The organism is Streptomyces sp. ME19-01-6, assembly GCF_033793745.1.
In the GTDB taxonomy this organism is placed as follows: domain Bacteria; phylum Actinomycetota; class Actinomycetes; order Streptomycetales; family Streptomycetaceae; genus Streptomyces.
Genome location: NZ_JARAXF010000001.1, coordinates 462,225 through 486,245 on the forward strand (window position 1 = coordinate 462,225; position 24,021 = coordinate 486,245).

The 24,021-nt window shown below is 66.1% G+C and carries 31 protein-coding genes and 2 pseudogenes; 27 read left to right on the plus strand and 6 right to left on the minus strand.

From position 1 onward, the window contains the following. The first annotated feature begins 1 nt into the window (after window position 1). From PV419_RS02075 to PV419_RS02125, 11 genes are all read left to right on the plus strand, one after another. Window positions 2–904 carry a ParB/Srx family N-terminal domain-containing protein gene (locus tag PV419_RS02075; RefSeq protein WP_319685874.1) on the plus strand — a complete coding sequence of 301 codons (903 nt, stop codon included), beginning with the start codon at window positions 2–4 and terminating at the stop codon, window positions 902–904. 26 nt (window positions 905–930) lie between these two features. After that, complete coding sequence (locus PV419_RS02080) at window positions 931–1,464, plus strand: hypothetical protein (protein ID WP_319685875.1); 534 nt, start codon at window positions 931–933, stop codon at window positions 1,462–1,464. Then, on the plus strand, window positions 1,461–2,954 hold the full coding sequence (locus PV419_RS02085; RefSeq protein ID WP_319685876.1) for a terminase large subunit domain-containing protein: 1,494 nt from the start codon (window positions 1,461–1,463) through the stop codon (window positions 2,952–2,954). Before PV419_RS02080 ends, PV419_RS02085 begins: the two co-directional genes overlap by 4 nt. A gap of 170 nt (window positions 2,955–3,124) precedes the next feature. After that, window positions 3,125–3,316, plus strand: a complete 192-nt coding sequence (locus PV419_RS02090) for a DUF4314 domain-containing protein (protein WP_319685877.1) — start codon at window positions 3,125–3,127, stop codon at window positions 3,314–3,316. A 348-nt stretch (window positions 3,317–3,664) separates the two neighbouring features. Continuing rightward, window positions 3,665–3,955: a hypothetical protein gene (locus PV419_RS02095; RefSeq protein ID WP_319685878.1), complete on the plus strand. Its 291-nt coding sequence runs from the start codon at window positions 3,665–3,667 to the stop codon at window positions 3,953–3,955. Between the two features lie 155 nt (window positions 3,956–4,110). Further along, complete coding sequence (locus PV419_RS02100) at window positions 4,111–5,868, plus strand: hypothetical protein (RefSeq protein WP_319685879.1); 1,758 nt, start codon at window positions 4,111–4,113, stop codon at window positions 5,866–5,868. Between the two features lie 91 nt (window positions 5,869–5,959). After that, window positions 5,960–6,643, plus strand: a complete 684-nt coding sequence (locus tag PV419_RS02105) for a hypothetical protein (protein WP_319685880.1) — start codon at window positions 5,960–5,962, stop codon at window positions 6,641–6,643. A gap of 118 nt (window positions 6,644–6,761) precedes the next feature. Further along, window positions 6,762–7,178, plus strand: a complete 417-nt coding sequence (locus tag PV419_RS02110; protein WP_319685881.1) for a head decoration protein — start codon at window positions 6,762–6,764, stop codon at window positions 7,176–7,178. A gap of 15 nt (window positions 7,179–7,193) precedes the next feature. Further along, window positions 7,194–8,243: a major capsid protein gene (locus PV419_RS02115; protein ID WP_319685882.1), complete on the plus strand. Its 1,050-nt coding sequence runs from the start codon at window positions 7,194–7,196 to the stop codon at window positions 8,241–8,243. Next, window positions 8,243–8,536, plus strand: a complete 294-nt coding sequence (locus PV419_RS02120) for a hypothetical protein (protein WP_319685883.1) — start codon at window positions 8,243–8,245, stop codon at window positions 8,534–8,536. Before PV419_RS02115 ends, PV419_RS02120 begins: the two co-directional genes overlap by 1 nt. A gap of 78 nt (window positions 8,537–8,614) precedes the next feature. Beyond that, window positions 8,615–8,944, plus strand: a complete 330-nt coding sequence (locus tag PV419_RS02125) for a hypothetical protein (RefSeq protein WP_319685884.1) — start codon at window positions 8,615–8,617, stop codon at window positions 8,942–8,944. A gap of 268 nt (window positions 8,945–9,212) precedes the next feature. Here PV419_RS02125 and PV419_RS02130 read toward each other — a convergent pair. Continuing rightward, window positions 9,213–9,581: pseudogene (locus PV419_RS02130) on the minus strand (transposase family protein); the annotation flags it as partial. Between the two features lie 14 nt (window positions 9,582–9,595). On the opposite strand from PV419_RS02130, the gene PV419_RS02135 reads away from it, so the two are divergent. Then, window positions 9,596–9,865, plus strand: coding sequence for a hypothetical protein (locus tag PV419_RS02135; RefSeq protein WP_319686217.1), 270 nt, complete (start codon window positions 9,596–9,598; stop codon window positions 9,863–9,865). 13 nt (window positions 9,866–9,878) lie between these two features. On the opposite strand, the gene PV419_RS02140 is transcribed toward PV419_RS02135, so the two are convergent. Beyond that, the gene (locus PV419_RS02140; RefSeq protein ID WP_319686199.1) at window positions 9,879–10,802 is read right to left on the minus strand and encodes a restriction endonuclease; all 924 of its coding nucleotides are present in this window, start codon (window positions 10,800–10,802) and stop codon (window positions 9,879–9,881) included. A 672-nt stretch (window positions 10,803–11,474) separates the two neighbouring features. On the opposite strand from PV419_RS02140, the gene PV419_RS02145 reads away from it, so the two are divergent. Continuing rightward, window positions 11,475–12,002, plus strand: a complete 528-nt coding sequence (locus PV419_RS02145; RefSeq protein ID WP_319685885.1) for a hypothetical protein — start codon at window positions 11,475–11,477, stop codon at window positions 12,000–12,002. A 28-nt stretch (window positions 12,003–12,030) separates the two neighbouring features. Here the strand turns inward: PV419_RS02145 and PV419_RS02150 are convergent, their stop codons facing one another. Beyond that, window positions 12,031–12,495 carry an SAM-dependent methyltransferase gene (locus tag PV419_RS02150; protein ID WP_319685886.1) on the minus strand — a complete coding sequence of 155 codons (465 nt, stop codon included), beginning with the start codon at window positions 12,493–12,495 and terminating at the stop codon, window positions 12,031–12,033. Window positions 12,496–12,529: 34 nt separating this feature from the next. Beyond that, window positions 12,530–13,915, minus strand: coding sequence for a Tat pathway signal protein (locus PV419_RS02155; protein WP_319685887.1), 1,386 nt, complete (start codon window positions 13,913–13,915; stop codon window positions 12,530–12,532). 323 nt (window positions 13,916–14,238) lie between these two features. Here PV419_RS02155 and PV419_RS02160 point away from each other — a divergent pair, with 323 nt between their 5' ends. From PV419_RS02160 to PV419_RS02170, 3 genes are all read left to right on the plus strand, one after another. Next, entirely contained in the window at window positions 14,239–14,745 is a 507-nt protein-coding gene (locus PV419_RS02160) for an ATP-binding protein (protein WP_319685888.1), read from the plus strand. Window positions 14,746–14,908: 163 nt separating this feature from the next. Next, window positions 14,909–15,301, plus strand: coding sequence for a DUF6415 family natural product biosynthesis protein (locus PV419_RS02165; protein ID WP_319685889.1), 393 nt, complete (start codon window positions 14,909–14,911; stop codon window positions 15,299–15,301). After that, window positions 15,298–15,480: a DUF6302 family protein gene (locus PV419_RS02170; protein ID WP_319685890.1), complete on the plus strand. Its 183-nt coding sequence runs from the start codon at window positions 15,298–15,300 to the stop codon at window positions 15,478–15,480. Before PV419_RS02165 ends, PV419_RS02170 begins: the two co-directional genes overlap by 4 nt. A 262-nt stretch (window positions 15,481–15,742) precedes the next feature. Here PV419_RS02170 and PV419_RS02175 read toward each other — a convergent pair whose 3' ends face one another. After that, window positions 15,743–16,291, minus strand: a complete 549-nt coding sequence (locus tag PV419_RS02175; protein WP_319685891.1) for a hypothetical protein — start codon at window positions 16,289–16,291, stop codon at window positions 15,743–15,745. A 465-nt stretch (window positions 16,292–16,756) separates the two neighbouring features. Between PV419_RS02175 and PV419_RS02180 the strand changes: the two genes are divergently transcribed. After that, window positions 16,757–17,854, plus strand: coding sequence for a hypothetical protein (locus PV419_RS02180; RefSeq protein WP_319685892.1), 1,098 nt, complete (start codon window positions 16,757–16,759; stop codon window positions 17,852–17,854). Window positions 17,855–17,915: 61 nt separating this feature from the next. Here PV419_RS02180 and PV419_RS02185 read toward each other — a convergent pair whose 3' ends face one another. After that, window positions 17,916–18,536, minus strand: a complete 621-nt coding sequence (locus PV419_RS02185) for a hypothetical protein (RefSeq protein ID WP_319685893.1) — start codon at window positions 18,534–18,536, stop codon at window positions 17,916–17,918. Window positions 18,537–18,726: 190 nt separating this feature from the next. On the opposite strand from PV419_RS02185, the pseudogene PV419_RS53105 reads away from it, so the two are divergent. The 10 genes and pseudogenes from PV419_RS53105 to PV419_RS02225 form a co-directional block, all read left to right on the plus strand. Next, window positions 18,727–19,062: pseudogene (locus tag PV419_RS53105) on the plus strand (aldo/keto reductase); the annotation flags it as partial. 52 nt (window positions 19,063–19,114) lie between these two features. After that, window positions 19,115–19,717 (plus strand): aldo/keto reductase, encoded by a 603-nt coding sequence (locus PV419_RS02190; protein ID WP_319685894.1) that lies wholly within the window; start codon window positions 19,115–19,117, stop codon window positions 19,715–19,717. Next, entirely contained in the window at window positions 19,714–20,571 is an 858-nt protein-coding gene (locus PV419_RS02195; RefSeq protein WP_319685895.1) for an endonuclease/exonuclease/phosphatase family protein, read from the plus strand. Before PV419_RS02190 ends, PV419_RS02195 begins: the two co-directional genes overlap by 4 nt. 71 nt (window positions 20,572–20,642) lie before the next feature. Beyond that, entirely contained in the window at window positions 20,643–21,014 is a 372-nt protein-coding gene (locus PV419_RS02200; protein WP_319685896.1) for a hypothetical protein, read from the plus strand. Further along, on the plus strand, window positions 21,004–21,435 hold the full coding sequence (locus PV419_RS02205; RefSeq protein ID WP_319685897.1) for a DUF6093 family protein: 432 nt from the start codon (window positions 21,004–21,006) through the stop codon (window positions 21,433–21,435). Before PV419_RS02200 ends, PV419_RS02205 begins: the two co-directional genes overlap by 11 nt. Further along, the gene (locus PV419_RS53110; RefSeq protein ID WP_415925207.1) at window positions 21,435–21,863 is read left to right on the plus strand and encodes an HK97 gp10 family phage protein; all 429 of its coding nucleotides are present in this window, start codon (window positions 21,435–21,437) and stop codon (window positions 21,861–21,863) included. Before PV419_RS02205 ends, PV419_RS53110 begins: the two co-directional genes overlap by 1 nt. Continuing rightward, window positions 21,860–22,309, plus strand: coding sequence for a hypothetical protein (locus PV419_RS02210; RefSeq protein WP_319685898.1), 450 nt, complete (start codon window positions 21,860–21,862; stop codon window positions 22,307–22,309). Before PV419_RS53110 ends, PV419_RS02210 begins: the two co-directional genes overlap by 4 nt. A gap of 131 nt (window positions 22,310–22,440) precedes the next feature. Continuing rightward, window positions 22,441–23,091, plus strand: a complete 651-nt coding sequence (locus PV419_RS02215) for a hypothetical protein (protein ID WP_319685899.1) — start codon at window positions 22,441–22,443, stop codon at window positions 23,089–23,091. Between the two features lie 80 nt (window positions 23,092–23,171). Further along, window positions 23,172–23,654: a hypothetical protein gene (locus PV419_RS02220; RefSeq protein ID WP_319685900.1), complete on the plus strand. Its 483-nt coding sequence runs from the start codon at window positions 23,172–23,174 to the stop codon at window positions 23,652–23,654. Continuing rightward, window positions 23,597–24,016, plus strand: a complete 420-nt coding sequence (locus PV419_RS02225) for a hypothetical protein (protein ID WP_319685901.1) — start codon at window positions 23,597–23,599, stop codon at window positions 24,014–24,016. The genes PV419_RS02220 and PV419_RS02225 overlap by 58 nt, the downstream gene beginning before the upstream one ends. The last annotated feature ends 5 nt before the right edge of the window (window positions 24,017–24,021 follow it).

A 24,021-nucleotide genomic window follows, 5' to 3' on the forward strand; every position in this document is an offset into this window, starting at 1 on the left:
CATGGAGGACACGAAGCAGCTTGCCCCGCCCCAGATGGTGCAGGGCGACCCACGAGTGTTGACCCTGCTGGACCTGAACGCCAGGTTCCTGCCGCACGAGCAGTTCCAGCAACTGGTCACCAACATCAAGCGGGACGGGTGTCTGACCTCGACGCCCCTGGTATGGAACGACGCTGCGAACGGGCGGCTGATCGTGCTCTCGGGAAACCACCGGACGCTCGCCGCTATCGAGGCCGGCCTGACGTCGATCTGGTGGATGCAGATAGACGAGCCGCTTCCCCGGCAGCGGCAGATTGCGCTCCAGCTCTCGCACAACGCCATCGCAGGCCAGGACGATCCGGCGATCCTCAAGGAGCTGTATGAGGAGCTGGAGTCGGTGGAGTGGCGCCAATACACGGGCCTGGACGACAAGGTCCTGGACCTGCTGGAGAAGGTTGATGTTTCCAGCCTCGGTGAGGCGAACCTCGACTTCGCGAGTGTGCAGATGATGTTCCTGCCTGACGAGTTGGAGCGTGCGGAAGCGGCCTTCGATGCTGCTCGGGCTACGGGCTCGGCGGACCAGCGGTGGCTGGCGGGGCTAGAACAGTACGAGCCGGTGCTGGATGCGCTGGAGACTTCGAGGGCCGCGTACAAGATCGGCAACAGCGCAACGGCCCTGGGCGTGATTCTCGCGGTGTTCGAACGGCACCTGGGCGAACTGGCCGACGGGTGGTTCGACACCGCCTCCGGCACGCCGAACCGCAAGGGCACGGCGCCGCTGGAGACGGTGTTCGGCGTACGGGAGATCCCAGTGGAGACGGCGGTCGCCGTGCGAGCGGCGATCGACCGGCTGGTGCAGGGCGGCGCCGTTCCGGAGAACGAGCCGTGGCGGGTGCTTGACGTGTTCGCTGCTCAGGACCACTAGAGCGGCCATCGGCCAGGAGGTGACCGGTGACTGAGGGCACCGTGGAGCCCTGGGAGCGGCAGGCGGCAGAGTCGGTCCAGGCGTTCGAGGCGTTCTCCGTGTATCGCGATCTCGGCCCGGTACGAAGTGTCACGAAGGCGGCACAGGAGTTGCATAAATCGCGCACGCTCCTGGGGCGGTGGTCGCGCCAGTATGCGTGGGTGATGCGGGCCACGGCCTACGACCGTGAACTGGACCGTGTGTTCCTTGCTGAACAGCATCAGGCCCGCCGCGACATCGCCCGTCGGCACGCCAAGCTGGCGCAGGCGTTCCTGGGCAAGGCTGTGGCGCGGCTCCAGGCCCTCGACCCCCGCGAGCTGTCCCCGTCCGACCTGCTGCGCTACTTCCAGGTCGCTGCCGAGATCGAGCGGAGAGCGGTTGGTGAGGTCCCGGTGGCGGCCGACGCGGCGATGGAGGGGCAAGGGGCCGATGCAGCTGCTCTGACGGATGAGGAGCGTCGAGCTCGGATGAATCAGCTGCGGCGTGAGCTGGAGCGGCGGCTGACGGAGGAGGGGCAGTGAGTCGGGGCCGGGCGAAGCGGCGGCTTATCGAGAACTTCGCCGATCCGAGGATGATGACCCTGGAGCAGCTGAAGAGTGAAGTGGCTGAGCTGGTACGGGCCGATGAGTTGTCGGCGCGGCGCTGGGCGTGCGAGGTGTCGGACTGCGATGGGTTGCCGCACGAAGGGTGGCTGCATCACCACGCCCGTGCGGCGCAGCGCCAGCCGTTGTGGCTGTGGACGGTGTGGATGTTGCTCACCGGGCGCGGTTGGGGTAAGTCTCGGACGGCGGCCGAGATGGTGCGAGAGTGGGCGAAGACACCGGGGTTGCAGATCGCGGTGGTGGCGAAGAACGCCACGCTGGTGCGTGACATCTGCTTCGAGTCCTCGAAGTCCGGTCTGCTGTCGGTGGTTCCGCAGGAAGAGATGGCGAAGTACAACTCCTCGCTGGGCGAGACGACGCTCCGGTTGAAGAACGGCACGTTGATCCGTGGGTTCGGTGCGGAGACGCCGGACAACTTGCGTGGGTGGGCGTTCGACAAGGCGTGGTGCGACGAGTACGCAGCTTGGTCGCGGCATACCGCGCAAGAGGTCTACGACATGCTGTGGTTCTGCCTGCGTGAGGCGGACGCCCCGCAGCTGGTCATCTCTACGACGCCGAAGCCGCTGCCACACGTGAAGCGGTTGGTCGAGCGTGGCCGGGCGCAGGAGAAGAAGGCTCGTGAGGGTGGGGAGCCACCACGGGTGGTGCTTACACGCGGGCACATGCGGGAGAACGACGCGAACCTGTCGGCCGCGGCGCGGGCGGAGCTGGAAGAGGAGTACGCCGGCACCCGGTTGGGACGGCAGGAGCTGTCGGGTGAACTACTCGAGGACGTGGAGGGCGCGTTGTGGCAGGGCTGGATGCTGGAGGTGGAGGGGTTCCGGCCGAAGGCGGAGCATCTGCCGGACATGCAGCGCCTGGTGGTGGCGGTGGACCCGGCGACCAAGAGCCACGAGAACGCGGACATGACGGCCTTCACGGTGGCGGGGCGGGGGTATCCGGTGGAGTCGCTGTTCGGGGACGACCGGCCGCGGGGGTATCTACTGCATTGCGAGCAGGAGCGGCATACGCCGACGCAGGCGATGAAGCGCGCGGCGAAGCTTTACCACGAGCATCGAGCGGACTGCGTGGTCATCGAGGCTAACAACGGCGGCGACTACCTTCCCGCGCTGTTGGAGCAGGTGGATTCGACGGTTAACTGGCGGATCGTTCACGCGACGCGGGGGAAGCGGGCGCGCGCGGCGCCAGCGGCGCAGCTGTATGAGCAGGCGCGGATACATCACGTGGGGGCGGCTCGGGTGTTTGCGGAGCTCGAGGAGCAGATGACGACGTTCGTCGGCCAGGGCGAGACGGAGGATTCCCCGGACTTGCTGGATTCGGCTGTCTGGGCTTTATGGGATTTGTTTCTGGATCCGACTATGCCTCCTCCCCGGCAGGGCGTGGATCGGCGTTTGGGTGGTCGGCGGTAGGGGTTGCAGGCTGACAATTTTCGGAAATTGAGGGAATTCAAGGCGGAAACTTAATTCGAATTAGTTTAAGGTATCCCTGGAATTTCGGATTCTGGTCCCCTAGGATTAAATTACAGAAACGGGAAAACAAAAACTCCCGTAGGAAATTCTCAAGAGAATAGGGGATCTCGGTGGAGAACTACCGGCGTGGTGAACGTGTGGAACTCGTGCACACCACGGACCCGTACACCGAATTGCGGCCGGGTGACACTGGCTCGGTAAAGCGGTATGACTGTCGCCTCCGTAAGCTCTACGTTGCCTGGGACGGTGGATCGGGTCTGGCGTTGCTCTTTGATGGGGGTGACGCGGTTCGGCGGATCTGAGTCGGAGCGGTGCACCCCGCCCTCAAGGGCAGTGAGGGCGGGGTGCACTCACTCCGCATGCTATACCGAAGCGTGGCTCTCCTGAATTATGGGGCTCGACGGCGTGGGTCTGCGGGATTCATTCCCTGAATCCTGCGGCACCCCTCTGTAGCGCGGCGCGAATCCAGCAATGGGGGTGGCTATGGGCTGCGGGCTGGCGGCTGGGTGGTCGACGGTGAAGGGGGTGAATTCTTCCGCAGTGAATTTAATGGAATTAATTCGGGCTATATATTGAATTCCTTGACTGAATTCCCTAGGATTAAATTAGAAAGAAAGCGGCAAGAATTCTAAATCAATAGGGGGTCTCTCGTGGAATTCGAGAATGCCATGGCGCTCATCGACATCCTGCGCGGCTACATCAGGCAGAGTGAGCTGGAGGCGGAGCGGGAGGGGCGCGGCGTGCGCTCCGTCAACCCGGACGTGCGGGTGGTCGGCACCTTCACCGAGGGCTCTGCGCCCATGGCCCTGAAGGGCGGGGGCGGGGTCATCTGGCTCACGACCTTGGACATGAACGGTCGGCTTCCGGAGGTTGTTGAGGAAGACCTCGGTATGTCCGGGGAGGAAATAGTGGAGCTGTCCATCGCTGAAGAGGGGTTGTAGGCCAAGGGCTGGGCCCGGCGTCCATGGGGGTGCCGGGTCTGGCTCTTCGCGTGCGGTTTCTTTGCCATGGCTCCGGCCGGTAGTTGGCTTGGTCGGCATGGGAAATGCTGTCGATAGGCTTGCCGTTGGCGTGGGGCTGACTGCCGGGAGGCACTGTGGGGCTGCGCCAGTTCGTGATCGATGCGTGGTCGTGGCTGAACTACAAGCCGGTGATGGACGATGCCGGTCGGACGGGCAGCCGGTTGTTTCCCGAACTGGTTGCCGCCTGGCTGCCGCCCCAGGAGATGCGGCGGCTTGCCGCGTACAAGGTGTTGGCGAGCTACGACAACAACCAGGCCGGGCAACTCGCGGCGGTCTCCGGTGACGAAGCGGCGTTGGAGCGGCGCGAACTGGGTGACGCGGCGAACTTGGTCGACACGGCACTCGGCTACCTGCTCGGCTCGGATCAGCAGATTGCCGTGACGGGCGCCGAGCACGCCGACGACGAGGCCCCGGAGCCGGGCGCGACGGAGGCCGCGGCCGCGCAGGAGCGGCTGCGGAAGTGGGGCGAGAAGGAGTTGCTGACGCTCCGGGTTCAGCAGGCGGAGCGGGCGGCGGTGCTGCTGGGCGACAGCGTTTACGTACTGGCGTGGAATCCGGAGAAGCAACGGGCGACGCTACGGGTGTACGACCCGGGGTTCTTCTTCCCGCAGTGGGACGACGACCAGGACCAGGACTTCCCGAGCAGGGTTCATCTGGCGTGGGATCTGCCGGAAGACCCGGACGCGGGCCTGAAGGCCAGGGTGCGTCGAGTGACGTACGAGCTTGGGCCGATCTCTGAGGCCGACGAGAGCGTTGTGCGCGAGTACCCATGGGAGCCGGGCCGGCCGTCGAACGTCACGTGCTACCTGACGGACGCGGAATGGCTGCTGGAGGACCTGAAGCGTGGGGAGACCCTGGACCGGCTGCCCATGGACAAGGCCAGCTTCCGCGTGCGGCCGGACGGTACGGAGCTGAACCGGCTGGATCTGCTGATCGACTTCGTGCCGGTCATTCACATCACGAACACGATCCCGGAAGGCGGGGAACACTGGGGTCGGTCCGCGATTGCCCGCGTGCTCCAGGGCCTAGACGAGCTGGCCGCCACCGACTCGGACAGCTCGGCCGCGTCCGCGACGACGGGCACACCGATCATCGGGCTCGCTGGGGCGCGGCTGCCGGTCGACCGGGCTACGGGCAGGCCGGAGAAGCTGAAGGTGGAGGCCGGCGCGGTGTGGCAGCTGGGTGAGTCCGGGCGCATGGACGCGTTGGACACATCGCCGCAGCTGGCGGAGCTGCGTGCGCGGGTCGAGCACCTGTTGGACCGGATCGCCTCGAACTCCCGGATCACAGCTGCGGGCTTGGGGACGCTGGATGCCTCGGAGGTGCCTTCGGGGTACGCATTCAAGCTGGCGCTGGCTCCTCTGGACGCGCTGGTGGGGGCGATGCGGCTGGCCAGGGAACACAAGTACCGGCTGTTGTTCAAGTTCGTACAGCGGTTGCACCAGGCCGGCCAGGCCAAGGGATGGACGGCCGGTGAGTCCTTCTCGGCACGATTGGCGTGGGCACCGCACACTCCGACGGACCGTGCCGCGGTGCTGGAAGAAGTCGTCAAGGCGCATGGGGCGGGAGTGCTCTCGTTGGAAACGGCGGTGCAGATGCTCTTGGACGCGGGCTATCCAATCGACGACGCGTCGCAGGAGGTGGCGCGTATCCGGACGAAGGCTGAGCAGGATACCGCCGTGCGGCTGGATGAGATGGCGGCGCGGCGCGGCGAGCCGGACGAGCAGCAGCCGGAGGGCCGGGAGGAATCGGCTGCTGAGGGAGGGGGAGCGGCTGAGGGAGAGAGGCCGAGGGTGTCCGTGCCTGTCTCAGCCGGTGGCGGGCGCGCATAAAGGAGAGGGCCAGTGAGCGCCATCTGTGGCGCTGTCCGCGCCGATGGTTACACTGATCAGCAGCGCGGGGGCGCGCACCAGGAGGAGTTGTATGGTCCGGCCTCTGCCGACTCGCCACCCTGTCGGATACCGCCGCGATGGGCGGGCGATCTACCCGATTCTCGGCGCCTCGTCGGAGGACGAGACGAACGACCAACTGGACGATGAAGAGAGCGTCGGTCAGCCGCACCAGGTGACGGTAAGTCAGGAGCGCCTTGGCAAGTTGTTGACTCGGGAGAAGCAGCAGGGCGAGCGGGCCGCGATCAAGCGTCTGCTGGCGACTCTCGGGTTCGACACGCCGAAGGACCTCACCCAGTTCGTGACGGCACAGCGCGAGGCAGAACAGGCCGCCCTGTCGGAAATTGAGCGACGAGAACAGGCCGCGGCGGAGCGAGAGCTGCAGGCGGCTCGGCGTGAAGAGGCGGCTGCCGAGCGGGAGCGCGCGGCGATGCGACGTGCGGTGCTAGTGGCGCTGGGCGCCAAGGGCGATGACCTCACGGATGCCGAGCGGCTGTTAGCAGCCGACGACGAGGCCGACGAGGCGCAGGTCACGGCGGCAGCCGAGGCGCTGCGAGCACGACGTCCCGAGCTGTTCGGTGAAGTTCGCGCCCCGGTGCCGGCGGCGCCGGACGGTGCCCCCGCGGGGCGTGGGCCGTCGCGCACGGCCCCGGCACGTCAGCCGGGGTCGGCCGGACTGGAGATGGCCCGGCGACGAGGCCTTGTGGCTGCCGAGTAGCAGAGGATCGACCCGCTGACCAGCGGGCATTGGGGACCACGCCCCACGACCCCGTGGACGGCACTGCCCCCGTGGGCGGTGTGCGGACAGCAACCCGCATTCGTCCATGGGAGACGACATGACCATTCAGCCCGTAACGACTTCCGAAACCTTGATCGCCAACCGTGAGTGGCTGGCGGCGCTGCACGGCACCGACTCGACCGACAGCATCACCCTCGACCTGAGCCTGTTCACCGAGGGAGTGCACTACCAGTGTGGTGATGGGTGTGAGCCCTATGGCCGGGTGTACTCCGGCGTGCCGGTAGGGAAGGTCACCGAGAGCAAGCTGTACGGACCGTACGACCCGGACGCGGTCTGCGGCCGACAGGTCCTCCGCGGCTTCGTGTTCGCCGAGGTCCCGTTCGCTCCGGGACAGACCCGCATTCCGGCCGCACTGCTGTGGCATGGGTCGGTGCGCTCGGCCAAGGTTCCGGGCGGCATCGACGTGTCGCAGGTCGCCTGGCACCCGCGCGGTGCGCAGATCCGCTTCGTGTAAGCAGGGCCTTGAGCTGTGACGATCCAGGACCTGTTGAAAGATGTCTCGGTTGCGGACCTCACGGCGTTCGCGCGTGCGATCCCTTCACCGAAGGACTTCCTTCTGACACAGACGATCTTCCCGACCTGGGAACTGCCGGAGGTCAAGTGGCGGGTTAGGGACTCCGGTCGATACGTGAACGTCGCGAAGTACCGCAGTTTCGACGCGAGCGTGCCGTTCGCGACCCGCGAGGCGTGGCAGACCTCCCGTGAGGGCGCCCTGCCGGCGCTCGGACAGAAGCTCGTGGTGGGTGAGCAGGAGCAGATCCTGCTCGAAGCCTCGCGCGGCTCGGATCAGGACCGGCTGATCGAGCTGCTGTATGACGACGTCGAAAGGCACGTCGAGGCGATCCGCTCCCGGCTGGAGCTGGCCGCCGGTGATGTCCTGGCGGACGGCCGCTTCTCGCTGGTGCAGGAGAACGGTCTGACGCTGGAGGTGGACTGGAACGTCCCGGACGAGAACATGCCCGTCGCCGCCCGCCCGTGGTCCGACCCTGCGTCCGATCCGATCGCCGATGAGCTGCGGTGGATCGAGCACCTGGACGACATCGGCGCTCCGGAACCGGAACTGGTGGTCACCAGTCGGAAGGCGTTCAGCTTTCTGGCGGCGAACAACGCCTATCGGGCCGCGTACTACGGGTCGGTCAACCCGTCGACGACGCCGACGGCCACGCTGACCCCGCAGCAGATCAACGTCGTGCGGGGCAACTACAACCTCCCGCCGATCCACTTCTACAAGGCACAGGTCAGGGTCGACGGCAAGCCCCGCAAGGTGCTGTCCGAGGACCTGTGGATTCTGGTTCCGCCTGAGCGCGAGAAGTGGGCGCAGACCATGCTCGGTGTGACGGCCGAGGCGCTGGTTCTCTCTCGTGGCACCAACCCGGAGATCATCAGAGAGGACGCGCCGGGCCTGATCATCACCCGTGGTGTGCAGGATGACCCGGTTCAGATCTGGACCAAGGGCGCCGCGGTCGGCATGCCGGTCATGCACACCCCGGACGCGCACATCGTGGCGAAGGTGCTGTGATGCCGGGGCGCCGTTTGATCGCTGCCGTGTACGTGAAGGACCCGTCCACGCGGGAGGAGCTGATCCTGTTGCCCGGCGAGAGCCCGGCCCCGGAGATCGCCGCGCTGGTGACGAACCCGGATGCCTGGGATACACCGCGAGGCGAAGTGGCGACGGCCGAGCCGCGGCCGGTCGCTGTCGGCGAGCCAGACCCGACCGCGGGCACGGCCGAGGCGGCCCAGGAGCAGGGCGAGGCCGGCGGGGTCGGCGCGAAGAAGACACCGTCGCGGCGGACACGCTCGTCCGCTTCGTAATACGCTCGCCCGCGCGGCCCGGAGCCAGTCCCCCGTTCTGGCTCCGGGCCGCGCCTTGTGCTGAGGGATGTGAATCCGATGGACGAGTTCCAGCGGTCGTGGTTGCTCGCGCAGCTCGGCCCGGAGGCCGATCCTGCGGACCTGGAGCGCCGGTTTTTCCGGCTGCGGTCGGTACGCGCGGTCGCGCTGGAGGTACTGGGCGAGCGGCGCGCGAAGCTGCTCGCCGACCCGCTGAAGGTCTCCGTGGACGGCGTGGTGACCATGGACCTACAGGAGAACCTTCGGGGAATCGAGCGGCAGATCGCAGCTGTACAGCAGGCGCCGGCTCCCGATGAGCCGGAAGACGAGGACGGCAAGGGCCATGTGCTGATGACCGCATGCTTGGTGCCGACACATCGCTACAGGTAGCAGCGGCGGCCAGTTGGGGACGATACTTCCTCGCCTCGCCTTCTAAAGCGTGCTGCAGAATGCCGTGGTCAGGCAGCCAGAGCGGGGCTGTGAGGGCGTCTGGTCATGTGGCGAGGGTGGCCACGGCGGCGTCATTGGGGACCACCGAGGCGTCGAATCGGCCCCGATCTGTGAAGATCGCCGGGCGCGAAAGCAGTTCGAAGCGGACTCACTTGGCCCTCCGGGCCGGTCACGCGCGGGGCCGATTCAGGTCGCCTGTGACCGGGCTTCACAAACCGGGGCCCGCTGGAGTCGCCTCGGTGGGGCCGGAAGAAGCCGCCGCAGCCATGGCGAGGGCGAGGTTGTGCATGCGAGTGACGGCCTGGACGGCGTGATGGATGCCGTCGCCGCGCTGTCGGCAGTCGCGCAGGATCTTGTAGTTCTTTATTCGGTCGAAAACATGTTCCATGTGGGTGCGGACCTTGCGGTGTTCAGTGTTGTCTTCTTCCTCGCCCTTCAACAGCGGCCGTCCCGGCCGTTTGCGGTGCGGCACGATCAGGCTGGTGTTGATGTAAGTGCTGTCACCGGGCACGGTCACCCCATAACAGTGCGCGGCCAGGCCCGAGCCCCGCCATGCCTTCGCATCCGCGGTCGTGCCGCTATGGCGTACCAGTGGCCGCCGCTGGTGGGGACCCTGACGAGATCGTGCGCCGCGTCGCAGCCGTACTCGAGGAAGCCTGGCAGCGCCTCGCCAGCAAGCAGGGTGAGGTGATCGCCAAGTTCGTGGACAACCCACGGACGCCGTACACCTTGGCGACCTTGGAGGAGTTCAAACAGACGATCCGCGAGTTTCGAAAACGTGTGGATCAGGAAGCCCGGCAGCTGTCCCCTGACAGTGAAGCCAGTCGTGCCCCATTCGCTGACCTGCAGCGATTAACTTGATTGGCAAAAGATCCTATGACGCCGTCTCCGTCCGTTCTCTCTCTACTTGCTGGCGTTGGATATCGACCCTTCGGCTCAGATCGCCAATCGATTTTTCAAGCACATCGAGCAACTGTCGCATACACCAAGTGGTTCGAAGTTTCCCCTCTTGGTCTTCGGCCAGAACGGGCCATTTTCCAAGGGTGCCTTCGTTAAGGCTCGTCCGGCACTTAACGGCCGCCCTGGCCAACACCCCAACTTCTTCCTGGTCAGCCCTCCTTGGAACGCTCGTCTGGAGCATCCGCTCCACGCGCTCTGGCGATTCTTTCCCGCGTCGCCTGTCGGCATCCTCTTTCTGAGCGAGGTCTGGATGCTGCTGGTGGAAGCGGTCCTTCACCGCTAGAACATCTTGAACGGTGGGACGTGCCTCTGGCTCCTCTGCGCGTTGTGCGTGCTCCTCCCGCGACAGTCCCAAGAGGTAGATAACCTTTAGGATTTCGCCAAACTCTGCACCGACTGTTGTGTCCCGCATCTCTCCCAATGCCATCTCCACTACCCGCAGCCGATCGTCGGCTTGGTGCTGTCGGGCAAGCTGCAGGTCAACAGCGGCGGTAGCGCGCAGATCTTCCAGGCTGGTGAGGGTGATGTTCCGGCCAGATGCCATCTGGAGAGCACCGGACTGGAAACCGGTCTCTGACATCAATAGGCCGCGATCGGCACCCAGGTCTTCGCAGATGGCGGAGAGGGCGGCGACTTTCTCCTTGCCTACCCGACTGCGCCATAGCTTGCACTCCACCACCCAGAGCACCTCCACCCCAGCAACAGCACGGCGGGCGGACACATCGACCTCGTGGGTTGCTCCCCGGGAAGAGGTGATCTGGTCCTCGACCTGGACGGCAAATCCCAGTTCACTCAGCAACTGGGCAGCGTCGTATTGATACCGCTTCCAAGGCTGCATCCCTGGCACCGACTCTCGTCTCCCTCAGACTGTCTGCGGGCCTCGGCTGCGAGGCCCGACAAAGCATGCATCGCGTTGGGTCATCCTGCCTAGTCGAGGAGGCAGCCGCGGAAGTGGCCGAGTTCGATCACTGTAGGACTTTGGCGCCGCCCGTTGGCCGGCTGAAACGGACGATGCAAGTGAGGATGGTTACCCTCTTTGACTCGCGGCTCGGTTCGTTGTCAAACGCCTCGGTTGGATGACAGAGGACAGCAGCTCGTACAGCGGTAGCTCCCTCACCTGTACGAGGAGGGTGATGGGGCTCCTTGAATTCGGCCACCCCGTGATCGGATCCGCCTCAGAGTTGCTCGGCTTGATTCCTCACTCAGACCCGCGCTGACCTGCGGACGGGCTCCACAAGGGAGGGGCCGCTCGATAGCCAGCCAGCACCAGGGCCGTGGTGGCCAGTCCAGGGTGCGCGCAGCGCATCGCGTGAGCGACGCCGCAGGCGCCCTTGACGGGCCAGCGCGGCCCGGACACTGAACGAGCGGGCGGCCCCGGCTCGTCGACGGCCTACCGCTCGCCGAACCTCCCCACTCGCTTGAGTACTTGATCAAGTGAGGTGAGGAGTAGCCCTGGTCGATTCCAAGAATCGCTATCAAGGGCGGGCGCGCAGCCGCCGAGGCACTGGGCGTGACCTTCACCTGGACCACGTTCCACCGCGACGCGCTCCAGTCGCTCGCAGCAGACTCCTACGCCGACTTCCTGCGCCGCTCCGAAGAGGCCGAGTGGATGGCCAGCCAGTTCTACCGGGCCGCGCGGCAAGCCGCGCGCCGAGAAGTGCCGCTACTCGCGGCGGGCAACATGACCGCGAATCAGGCTGCGAAGAACCTTGCAGATCGACTCGCCGCGAAGCACAAGCTGGCCCACGTTATCTACCGCAACGGGACGCGAGTCCCGGTCCGCGCCTGGGCCGAGGCCGCCACTCTCGCGAAGTCGGCCGTCGCCTACAACGCTGGCACCCTCAACCGGTCCCGCCAAACTGGCGTTTCGATGGTCGGAATCTTCGACGGTTCCGACTGCGGCTGGACCTCGCACCAGGATCCCGAAAAGGCGGCTGGGTCATTGCGCAGTGTGGAGGAGGCGGCGGAGTGGCCTATTGGCCACCCGCGGTGTCGGCGTAGTTTCGGGCCTCGTCCAGATGTGGAGGGTGCTTACTGAGGTGAGCGATGGACATCGGCTCCGGGAGTCAGTCTGCCCAGTAGTTGGACAGCATTTCCCCGGGCCATGCCGGTTGGCGAATGTCGCCACGCGGCCCCATTTCTTTGAAGTACGGGGCCAGGTCGTAGATCGGGCTTCCGTCGACCGCGTCCAAGTCCGTGACGTGGAGGTCAAGACCATCGACTTTCAGCAGCCGCGGGAAAGATTGGGCGAGCTGGTTCGGTCGGCGGTGGTTACGGTGTGCGAACGTGCCGGTCGCCGGCCACCGAGAGTCGTTCCGGGGGCTCCGTGCATGCAGGGCTACGTCACCCGGTGAGGCCAGGTGGAAATGCCAGACCACGAGGAGGTGTGAGAACTCCTCCAGACCTTGGACGACCTCGACGGGGAAGTCCGGGTTCAGACGGATGATCGCAGTGCCGCTCCAGAGGTCGTCGGTCGGCTCTGTGCGTCCGCCGACGATTGAGCCGATGGGCTTGATCTCCAGCGACTTCATGCGCTCCTCCTTGATCCTTCGGCCACGACGATGCTCAATCTACTCGGGCCAAGTACGAGGCGGCCCGAGCGTCGAGCTCCGCGACGACGGGGATTCCACGATGCCGGTATGGCGAGAGCAGCTTGCGGACGTCATGGACCGCCTGCCTGGCCCGCCCGGAGTAGATGCCTTCCTCCATGGCTTCGAGGAGCCTGCTCCAGGTGGCGCAAGCCTCTTCTACGCTTCCGTTGGCGATCTGAGTAGCCCCCAGGTACCCGAGCGTGACTGCATGCGTGCGGCGGAAGGTGGCCCCTCTGGTGCGGATGCTCTGGCGGAACTGGCGGATAGCCCCCTTGCGGTCGCCGGAGTCGCGCAAGGTGCAGGCGGTCTCGTGAGCCAGCGCCGCGCCCGAGAAGAAGAACGTGCGGTGCGGTTCGTGGATGCCTTCCCGAGCCGAGGCAAGGTCGTCCTCGGCTCTCAGCAGCGCCCGTGCTGCCGCCCGATGCTGGCCGTTTGCGGCGAGACCGCGAGCGTGTACGACACCGAGCAGGGCGCGCTCCCTTGGGGTAGCCGCAGCATACCGCTGGCCTTCAACGGAGGCTGAGGACAGCTCCAGGGATTCTTTGAAGAATCCGAGGTCAAGAGCTTGATGAGCCATGGCACGCAGGATGTGGCCGACCAGGGGAGGATTGTCCGCCCGCGCTGCTAGTTTGGTTGCCACGACGAAGTACTGCTGCGCGACGGCATGTTCCGCGTTGTCGAACGCCATCCAGGCGGACAGGTAGGCCAGCTCGCCGGCTGCCGAGAACATGTCACGCCTGACCTGGTCGCTGGGGAACCTGCCCCGGAGGAAGTCGGTTACATCAGAGTGCAGGTACTGCACGACCGCCTTGCGCCCGTGGCCGCCACCGCGCTGCTGGTCCATGCGGGAGAAGGCCACTGTCAGCTCCTCGACCATGGTCACATCCCCGCGCCCCACCTGCTGTTGCCGGGGTGATGTCCGTTGCGAGGTCTGGCTCATCGCCTGCCACCATCGCTCTCTGGGCAGTACGAGAGGAGCCACCGAATACACAGCGCCACCCATGAGCTTTCGGCGGTCCGCGTCCAAGTCCATTCTCCCCAGGTTGGTCAGGGCGATGAGAGGGTCAATGTCCCAATCCAGCGTTTCCTGAAATGGTGAATGGGGGCTATCGAACCCGAGCTCTTCTGGCGTGATGGCACGCTTCAATCGCCGCGACAGTGCCTGGCACAAGATAGCGGGCGCTGCGCCGGACGGTTCCGTCCCGCCCACCCACATGCTGACGTGCGATCGCCCGATGCTCCCGTAGTCGAGGAGCTTGCCTTCCTGGGCCACCCTGTTGAACGCGCTCGCGGCCTGCGCCCGTGACCAGCCAGCCTCTTCTAGTAACTCGGCGAGTCGTTCGTTCCTTCTGCGTGCCATGACGGAACTCCTGCACTCAAACGATCTTTGACCACTTTGGCCAACGTGGGCCGTTCTGGCTCTGACCTCACCTGGTGGAGGTCACCGTAGTCGCAGTACCCGTACCCAGAAGGCAGACGGCGGAGACTCACCCCCTTCCGAGAGGCGGCTGCAAACGATCTTTGACCACTTTGACCACTCGGCAGACCTTGCCCCCGTTCCCAGCATGCCCCGGACGCGGTTCGCTCTACGTGTCCACCACGTGAACGTGGGCAACGGTGCCGCGGTTTCCGGCCCAGCGTCCCCACGTCGCGCTGTCCGTCTGACCTGCGGAGGAGCAAGGTATGGCTGTCACCACCGCAACGAGCGCGGAGATCCTTGCGAAGGCCAGCGCCAAGGGTGCGACGGACCCCTTGCCGACCATTCTTGACGACTTGTCCCTAACTATCAAACGCCCAACCGTACCGGAGGGCATAGACGCCGTAGCGGTCGCCGGTGTCTGGGTGGGCGTCCTACGCCGGATCGGTGCCGCGAAGCTCAACTACTGGGGCCTGCCGGATCTGGTCGAGAACGGACGGCTGTTGATCAGCGAACTTGTCACCAACGCCCTGCGACACGGCAAGGGCCCGGAGGTCGTGTTCCGCTTCATCATCGGTGTCGATCTGATCGTGCTGGAGGTAGATGACGGTTCACCAGGCTGGCCGGAGGTCCGAGTGGCGGAACCTGCCGAGGAGAACGGTCGGGGCATGCTCCTCGTCGCTTGCCTCGCGAACTCCTGGGGCGTTAGCGAGGACGGGACGAGGACCTGGTGCACGCTTACGGCGCCCGCATCGGTGAGGAGGGGGCGATGACGCCGTGGCTCCGAAACAGGTGGCGGCCTTCGAGGGGGAACTGATGCGGCACGGGGTGACCAGCGCAGGGGCGCCGTCCAAGAGAACGTCTATCGGCATCCGTACGGCCATCTCTCCGAATCGACGGAGATGCACTACTCAAACTCATCAGCAGGGGCACCTCGTGAGCAACTTTGATGGCCATGCCTTCTGTGTGGTCTCCTGGAACGTCGAGCGCATCGGTGGCGGTCCTGACGGCTCAGACGAACGCTGGCACCTGGCGGAGGACCTGACCAGCGTCCTGGAATGCTGGGCGCCTGAGGACAGCGAGACGGGCGAACTCGCTCGTCGACTTAGCGGCAGCCTGGCGCAACTTGTCAGCATCGCTCTGGCCGGCTACGCGGACCAGGAGGATCACGAGATAGCCGTGCTCGTCGAGCGGGCCCACACCGTGCGCTCCGAAGAGAAGCCCTGTGCCTCCTGGATGGCCATCGGACACCTCCGTCGACTGGAGTGGCTCACCCACGAGCTGCTTGAGCGCCTGACCACAACGGGGCACCTCAAGGACGCTGCATGACGACCATGACCAGCACTCCACCCCCGTTGACCGTGACCGCACTGCCTGCGCAGGAGGCGTACGACTACGAATACCACCGGGCTCGGCTCGCGGACCCCTCGGTACTGGATCAGAGTGTGGCTATCCGCATCTTCCGTGCAAACCGCACCCGTCTGGAGCGCGTGCTCACCCAAGCTTAGTACGCGCTGTGCGCGGGCTGATGAGACGACCCGTCTGGAAACGGACGGGTTGCACCACCCGGCAGTCGGGCCTGAAACAGGGGCCGGTGCCGGACGAGCCGTCTGGGGAGAGGGTCCCTCCACTGGCCTCTCCCCACACTCGCTACCACCCAGGACACCCTCCGCACAGAGCGCGGAGGCCCAACCCTCGGTATCGAAGGGCGAGACTCATGAACGACGAACGCCCCAGCGCCGGCCAGGCACCGGTCGCCTGGCCGACGCCTTACGCCTGGTTCACCCGTCGCTCCAGCCCAGCGCCGACGCCAAGGCGACCCTGGAACCGCTGCTCATTACACCGAACCAGCTGCGGGGCTGGCTGGAGATGCACTGTGCCCCGTACGCAGGGCAGATCCGGGTCACGGGAACTCTGGACCGGCGCTTGGTCCTTGTCGAGCGCCCGGACGGCCGATGGGTCGTCGCAGACCTGTCCGGGAGGCCGCACGACACACGCGCGTGGCCGACCTGGGCGCGTGACCACCTCTGCCTCGACTCCCCCCGTGAGCGGCTTTCCGTCGCTGACATCGGCCCCGAAGCCGTTGAACGACTGTCGCGCCCCCGCGTCCTGCTCGCCGCGCTGTATCACCCGGAGCACTTCCCCCTGCCCCGTTTCCCGCTCGGCGTCAGCGACGTGGCACGTGCCGCCCGAGCTTCCCTGATGGGCGAGGTGTCCCTTGCCGACATGCAGCTCGGCGTCACCCTCCCTGACCTCATCCAGCGCGTCACCGACGACACCCCGGACATCCTCGGTATCAGCGCCACGTTCGGGCAGCACGACCTGATGAAACCGAACTCCTGGATGCGGCATATGCCTCGGAGACACGGCCACTCGTTGTCGCCGGGGGCAGCCTCACCGCTCGTAACGAGGGCTTGCTGCTGGGCCGCTACCCGGATTTATTGATCGTCCCGCGGTGCGGGGGAGCCGGCCATCCAGGATCTGCTCGCGCACTGGCATGGCGACCTGGCGAAGGAGCAGGTTCACAGCATCGGCTACAACGGTGCCGCCCGCGGCGACGGGGTACCTACGATCGGGCGACGTCGCACGGCCAAGCCGGTCAGCCGGGCGCAGACGGACTTCCTGCCCGAGTTGGATCTGCTGCCCGCCACTTTCGAGCACCACTGCGTCGCGCAACTGGAAGCATCCCGCGGCTGCACGAACTTCTGTAGCTTCTGCCCCAGAGGCCACAAGGGGCAGTGGGCAGGCGGAACCCCACATGACTTCGGCTGGATACTCGAAAGCATGGGCTCGGTCTTTGACCGATACCCAGACATCTCGCGCACGCTGTACCTCGTCGACGAAGAGTTCATCGGCCGCGGCTCTGACGCCGTCGCCCGCGCCTTGCAGATGGCCGACGTCCTACATGGCGACGGGTTCGCATGGGAGACGAGCTGCCGCCTCGATCAGGTCGCTCACCCGGACCGTGATACCTCCTGGCACATCGAACGTGCCGTCATGTGGCGTGCCCTCGTAGACAGAGGTCTGCGACGCTGCCTTTTCGGCGTCGAATCCGGCGTCGATTCGATCCTCCGTCGGTTCAACAAAGAAACCGGTGGCGGACAGAACGCCCTGGCCATCCGCACCCTATCTGCCCTCGGCATGCCGACCCGCTTCACGTACATCACCTTCGACCACCTGATGACGTTCGAGGAGCTGAAGGCCACCTACGCCTACCAGGGCCGCACCGATCTGCTGATACGTCCTCTCTCTGACGTTCCGGTCGAGGAGATCGTCAGTGGAGTCCACGACCTGGAGTGGGTGGAGGCCCACGGCACCGGGCGCGCTTTCCACACTGGCATCTCCTACATGCTGGTCTCCATGGAGTGCCTTATCGGTGCGGCATACACCAAGCAGGTGGTGCGCGCCGGGCTGGCCGGACAGGTGCGCCCCGCGATGGGCCGGCAGGACGCCGAGTTCGCCGACTGGCGCATCGGTGTGTGCAGTAAGTGGGCTCAGCTGTGGGTCGACCGGAACTTCGCCTTGGACTACACCCTCAAGTCGCTGGAGAAGATCCTCGACGGCCACCCGCGTACCCAGGTGCGCGACGCGCGCGTCGTCCTCAAGGACGCGGCGTACACCGTCCTCGGGGGCATGATCGCGGCGACTGAGCAGGAACCCGCCAACCGCCTGCCTGGCCGCGCGCCGACGTTAGACATGCGCATTCGCAGCCTGCTGGATGAGGAGATCGAGGGCCTTCGGGACCGCATGGCCAAGACGGTCACTGACGTGGCGCGCATCCTGCCCTCGCAGCACGCAGCCACCCTGGAGCACGAGCACGGCCGATGGGCACGCAACGGCGAGTGGCGCCTGATCAATGCGGCGGACCCCTGTGGCACCTGACCCCAAGCCCGAAGGGTTGTCCCCGGCATGGCACGCCGGGGACAGCCCTTCGGGGCGTGCCTCAAAAACCGGTCTTCTCGGGGATGGGCACCCAGTTGAACTCGGGGCAGTACCGGGCGTACGTCACCAGCTTCCACGCCGCGTACTCCTCCAGACGACCGCTCGCGCGCAGCAGGTGTTTGACCCAGGTGTGTGCGATGCGCTCCGGCTGGGTCATCTCGTCGGCGATCTGGTCGAGCATCCGGCACGCGACGGCGAAGTCCAACTCGGTCAGCGCGCTCAGGTCGATCTCAATGCCGGCGACTTCGAAGGAGAACACGAGCCGGGTCGTGGAGAACGACGTCTTGCGCTCGCCCAGGAACGTCGCACGGCCCTCGCCCATCAGGACCTGCATCAGCTCGTCGCGCTGCTCTACGGGGAAGCCGATGCCCAGATCCAGGTCGGACGTCTCCAGGTTCAGGCGGGTGCCGAAGGAGCCGACATCTCGCGGCACCCGGCCAGTCCACTGCTCGATCAGGCCGGATGCCTCGGCGCGGGCCTTGAGCAGGCGGTCGTCGTGGGTGCGCATCGCCTCGTAGAACTCGGTGGCACGCGCGAACTCGTCCTCCGGGAAGTCGGCCGGGTCGGCCCACTCCTTGGCGGTGATGGCGCTCAGGTCCAATGCGGTGTGTGGGTTCGTCACGCACGCCACCGTAGCCACAACACTCGCACTTCGTGGGGGTTTGGCAGGAAATGCACCAAAGAAGGGAAGCGGGATGAGTGACAGCGTGAACGGCCTGGAGTACCGCACTCTGACGGGCGGGCTCACGGTCCACCCTGTCGGCATCGGCTGCTGGGCGATCGGCGGCCCGGACAACAACCTCGGACTGCCGATGGGCTGGTCCACCGCCGATGATGCCGCCTCCCTGCGCGGCCTCGAGACTGCCTACAGCCTCGGCGCGAACCTGTTCCACACAGCCGACGTGTACGGACACGGCCATTCCGAACGCCTCATCGGCCAGCTCGTCGCCACCGTACCGCGCGACAGCCTGGTCCTGTCCTCCAAGGTCGGCTACTTCACCGGAACCGCCGCCCATGCCTACGAACCCACTCACATGCGTCACCAGCTCGAAACGACGCTGGAGAACATGCGCACTGATCACCTCGACGTGTACTTCCTACACAACGCCGAGTTCGGCGACGACGACTGTTACCTGGACGGCGCGATCGACATGATGCGCACCTTCCAGAGCGCGGGCCTGATCAAGTCCATTGGCATGCGTGGGCACGCACCGCTTCGCCACCGAACGCGTCAACGTCCCCAAACAACAGCGCAAGGACAAGCACGCCCGCTTCCGGTACCTGTTCGACCGGAGCCGGCCCGACTACCTCGCCGTCCGCTACAACGCCCTCACCCCGCCCCCGCCCCGCGGACAGCAGGACATCTTCGCCTTCGCCGCCGAACGCGCCGCCAGCGTCCTGGTGAACAAGCCACTCGCCCAAGGACTACTCACCGGAAAGTACGACCACAGGCAGCCGCCCAGCTTCGGCCCCGGAGACCACCGGCTACGCAAGGCATGGTTCACCCCTCCGGCCCTGCAGATCATCCAGGATGGGCTTCAACCCCTCCGCAGCCGCTTCGGTTCCACCTCACGGGACCTCGTCCGCGTCGCGTTGCACTACTGTCTCCAGCACGCGGACAACGCCGCCATCTTGGTCGGGTTTACCTCGCCCGAACAGATCGCGCAGAACTTGACCGCGGTCGGCGACCCACTCACGGCCGACGACCTGGACTTCATCCGGGCCATCGCGGGCCAACTCCAGCACGCCCTGGACGCGGCCGGAGAAGTGTTCCTGGACGAGAAGGAGCAGCAGGAGCCTTGACCACCAACGGCGACCAACTGTCGCTCCTCTCCTCACAGCCGCCACGTCACCCGGCCTCCACCACCAAGGCCCGGCTGGTCATCCTCAACGCCCAGCACGCGTCTCCTGGGCGGTCGGCCCGGCAAGCGGAATGGCTCGGAAGTCAGGAGACGGCGGACCTGGTCGTCATCAGCGAAGTCGGCCAGGGCCCCGGAGGAGACGCCCTTGTCACAGCCCTGGCCGACAACGGCTACGCCTCCGTACTTGCGCCAGCCCCAACTACCTCCGACTATCGCACCGTCCTGGCCTCCCGGACCCAGGCCCTGGAACCTGTGGAGAGCGGGATCAGCTTTCTACCCCATCGAGCACCTGCCGCCGCCGTACGCATCGGCGAATGCACCATCGGACTCCTCGGCCTGTATGTCCCGTCCCGAGGGCCCAAGGAGCGCCGGAACGAAGACAAACGCGCCTTCCAGGAGGCAGTCGCCAAGACGCTGCCCGCATTCCTAGACCAGTTCGACGGACCAGTCATCGTCGCGGGGGACCTGAACATCCTCGAACCGGACCACGTCCCCCACTATCGCGTCTTCGGCGACTGGGAGTACGACTTCTACCGTGCCTTTACCGCGAGCGGCCTTACTGATGCCTTCCGGCACCTGCACCCTCACATTACGGAGCACAGCTGGTTCGGCCGCAGCGGCAACGGTTACCGCTTCGACCACGCCTTCGTCACTACGTCCCACGTAGGCCGAGTCCAGACCTGTCGGTACCTCCACCAACCACGGCAGGACAAACTCACCGACCACTCGGTGATGACCCTGACCTTGCTGCTCGCGAGGGATACACCCCACCAGGTGCATCAGATGGATGTCTAGTTGCGCCCGTTGGCTCTTCGACGATCAGCGGTAAGAGGAAGGTGTCCGACAGCGGTTCTAGCGTCAGCTGAATGGACCACCACGACTCTGGCAAGCACCACGTACGGATCACCGCCCACGGCGACGAAGCCACCGTCGAGATCGATGGCGAACCAGTAGAATCGCGTGTCCTCGGCGCGTACACCATCACCCAGCTCCTGGGCGAGCCCGCACACGTTCTCCTGCGCGTCACCGACGGCGGCAGCAGCCGTTGGTCCGGGATGGCACGTGTCTCCGTCGCCGGTGGGCCGGACCCTGGTCCGGCGGCGGCCGCGTTTCTCGATGCCATCGATGCGGAGGAGCTGGAATCCGCCGCGCTCGCCCGCTCCGATCTCGACACGGGGCCGCACTCGCTCACGAGGGCCATGCTCACTCAGCTCGGGGAATGGGCTCGTGGCGTTTGACGTGGATGGGGCGCGGCGCGTCGTCGGCCGCATCCTCGACGACAGGCTGGAAGTGTGGCGCGACAGTGCGGGGCGTGCGGATGACCGCCTGGACGAGAGGACGGGGAAGCTCGTGGCCTCGAAACCGGACGAGGTGCTGATCTGGGACGGGCTCGGCGCGGTGATGCCGCTGGGGCGTCCCGCGATCACTGAGCCGCTCGGCAGTGCGGTTGCCAAGGAGCCGCCGACGACGGACTACCAGGCGGTGCTTCCCGTGCAGGCTCCGGAGCTACGGCCTGATGACGTGGTTCGCGTCGCCGGATCGGTACGGCCGAGTGGTCCCCGAGATCCGCAGCTTGTTGGCCGACGCTTCCGCGTCTCTGACAAGGCCATCGGTACGTACAGCGTGGTGCGCATCGTCCGGGTGCAGGTGATCGACTGATGGCCCCGGCGAACCCGCACCCGAACGCACACCCAGACGCGACTGCGTTCCGTGATCCGATCGCGTTGGCTGCCGCACTTGCACGCATGGGGCCAGCGGCGCGAGCTCGTACGCGTACCATCACACGGCACCACGCGATGCTGCTTCGGGTCCGCATCCAGCGCAATGCGTCCGGACGCCCGGGCCCCCGGGTAATCACTGGTCAGTACCGTGCCTCCTGGGACGTGCGGATGCGCACCGGTGGCGGTCAGGTGACCGCGGAGGTGTTCTCCGACGCCCCTCAAGCCCGGAGGCTGGAGTACGGCTTCGTTGGCGTCGACTCGCTTGGCCGCCACTATCGGCAACCGCCCTACCCGCATGTCGAGCCAGCCTTCCGACAGGCACAGCCCGCCTTCATTCAGGCTCTTGTAGACGGAGTCCTGCCGTGAGCACGGCGCGCCTTCCGGTCACCCGTGAGCTTGCCGCCCTCATAGCCAAGATCACCGGATGTCCGTGCGGGATTGGCGAACTTCCCCGTGTCCGACGGCAGGCGGGGGAGTGGAAGCCCGCCTCTGTGCCGTACACCATCCTCGACTCGCTGCCCGGCGACTTCAGCGGCCCGCCCCTCTGGGACCGGCATGCAGATGCGGCTTGGTCCTACCAGGTGACCTCGGTTGGGGAGCGTGCCGACCAAGTGCAGTGGCTCGCCGACCGCGTACGGGCCGGAATCGTCGGACGGGCCGACGACGGATGGGCCTACGACGTGCGGCTCCCTGAAGCTCGGGTGATTGACCGACAGTTGGACTATGACGCCGCAGGAGATCAATCGGTGTCGGCGGCAGGCGTTATCGTGTCCTACGTGCAGCGGTTCACGATCACGGTGACCCCTGCGTAAGAAGTGCATCTGCTGATCCTCACCGCGGAGGCCCGCGCGGACGCTAGGCCCCAGGCCAGGCGAACCCCCTTTGGAACCTCAAGGGGCAGAGCCTCGGCACGGGACGCTGCCCCAGAAGCGGGAGCGGACCTGTGTCCCTGAAGAAGTCGTCTACCACCCACACCCGATTCCTCCGGCGTGGCATTTCCAAGATCTACTGGCTCAAGAAGATCAACGACCCGATGTGGCCGAGCCGCACGGAGATCTCCGAGCCCAATCGGTTCGACCTGACCAACGCCGTCTCGGACATCGAGGGCTGGGCGCTGGAGAACGACCCCATCGAGACCCCCGACATGGGCAGCACCTTCAATAGCTCGATCCCCGGCAACGACAAGGCCGAGAACTCCAGCCTGACTTTCTACGAGGATCGGCACTCGGACGAGATCGAGCAGCACCTGCCCAAGGGCGCGAAGGGCTACGTCGTCCTGCTCCGCAAGGGAGACATCCCGGGGTCGCGCTCCGTCGACGTCTTCCCCGTCCAGGTCGCGACCCGCGCGGCGACCTACTCGACCGGCAACGAGGCCGCCAAGTTCAAGGTCGACTTCACGATCACCGACGAGCCGTCGCTCGACTCCGTGGTACCCGAGGCGTTCCACACCCTGCCCAAGCCGGCGCCGCACGAGGACTGCGACGACAACCACGAGCACGGCCACCACGATCACATCGGTGACCACCTCGACGTCACCGTCACGAGCACCACCAAGGCCGCTGCCACGGTCCGCGAGCACAGCGACGAGGAGTGAGCATGTCGCGCCCCTCTCCGGCCAGGCGCCCGCCGTCTGCCTCCGCCGCTTCGTCAGCGGAGGGGGACTGGGCAGCAAAGATGGACCGCCTGCGCCACCGCGTCCGGCCGCAGAACAAGCTCCGCATCTGCGACGACGACCAGCTGCGCCAGCGGTTCGAGGAGGCCGAGCAGGCCGCCCGGAGCACCCGGTTCGTGGCCGAGGCCAACCCCGGTGATGAACAGGCATCCCAGCAGGCTGATGTCGCCGCTGCCGCGTACGAAGAGGCCAAAGCCGCACTGGACGCCGCATCGGACTTCCTTACTTTCCGCGCCCTGCCGCGCCCGGTGCTCGAGGAGCTGATCGCTCAACATCCGCCAACTGAGCAGCAGACCGAGGACGGCGCGGTGTTCAACCCGGACACGTTCCCGGCGGCGCTGGTCGCGGCGGCCTCGGTAGACGGCATGAGCCGTGAGGAGGCAGAGGAGCTGCTGAACACCTGGTCAGCGCCGGACGCCAACGCAATGTGGGACGCAGCCTGGCAGGTCCAGCAGGAAAGCCGGGTGGAGCTGGGAAAAGACTGAGCCGCGACCCGCAACTGCGCTCCGAGCTGGAGCTGTGCGAGCGGTTCCGGATCCCCCACTCGCAGTTCCTCGGCGACGACGGCCGGTGGACGGAGCTGGACCGGGCCAAGGCGTTGGCGTGGGCGGAGTGGCAACGGTCGGTGTGTCCCGAGTGCCACACCCGACTGGAGGAGTGGGACCACAAGCACGGCGGTGACCCACACGCCTACGTCACCGACACCCTGCGCTGCCCCGGCTGCGAGCTGATCGAGCAGGAGCGTGACCACGTTCCCCAGGACCGCTCCGGCTACGGCGTGAAGATCCAGCTCCTGCCACGCGCCCAGTACCGCGAACACCCTGATCAACCCCGCACGACTATGTAAGGAGG

Bases quoted from the DNA above. Each gene is read 5' to 3' on its own strand.
- PV419_RS02075 (WP_319685874.1), top strand. From the start codon at position 2: ATGGAGGACACGAAGCAGCTTGCCCCGCCCCAGATGGTGCAGGGCGAC.
- PV419_RS02105 (WP_319685880.1), top strand. From the start codon at position 5,960: ATGGTCCGGCCTCTGCCGACTCGCCACCCTGTCGGATACCGCCGCGAT.
- PV419_RS02110 (WP_319685881.1), top strand. From the start codon at position 6,762: ATGACCATTCAGCCCGTAACGACTTCCGAAACCTTGATCGCCAACCGT.
- PV419_RS02120 (WP_319685883.1), top strand. From the start codon at position 8,243: ATGCCGGGGCGCCGTTTGATCGCTGCCGTGTACGTGAAGGACCCGTCC.
- PV419_RS02125 (WP_319685884.1), top strand. From the start codon at position 8,615: ATGGACGAGTTCCAGCGGTCGTGGTTGCTCGCGCAGCTCGGCCCGGAG.
- PV419_RS02140 (WP_319686199.1), bottom strand. From the start codon at position 10,802: ATGCAGCCTTGGAAGCGGTATCAATACGACGCTGCCCAGTTGCTGAGT.
- PV419_RS02150 (WP_319685886.1), bottom strand. From the start codon at position 12,495: ATGAAGTCGCTGGAGATCAAGCCCATCGGCTCAATCGTCGGCGGACGC.
- PV419_RS02155 (WP_319685887.1), bottom strand. From the start codon at position 13,915: ATGGCACGCAGAAGGAACGAACGACTCGCCGAGTTACTAGAAGAGGCT.
- PV419_RS02160 (WP_319685888.1), top strand. From the start codon at position 14,239: ATGGCTGTCACCACCGCAACGAGCGCGGAGATCCTTGCGAAGGCCAGC.
- PV419_RS02170 (WP_319685890.1), top strand. From the start codon at position 15,298: ATGACGACCATGACCAGCACTCCACCCCCGTTGACCGTGACCGCACTG.
- PV419_RS02180 (WP_319685892.1), top strand. From the start codon at position 16,757: ATGGGCTCGGTCTTTGACCGATACCCAGACATCTCGCGCACGCTGTAC.
- PV419_RS02200 (WP_319685896.1), top strand. From the start codon at position 20,643: ATGGACCACCACGACTCTGGCAAGCACCACGTACGGATCACCGCCCAC.
- PV419_RS53110 (WP_415925207.1), top strand. From the start codon at position 21,435: ATGGCCCCGGCGAACCCGCACCCGAACGCACACCCAGACGCGACTGCG.
- PV419_RS02220 (WP_319685900.1), top strand. From the start codon at position 23,172: ATGGACCGCCTGCGCCACCGCGTCCGGCCGCAGAACAAGCTCCGCATC.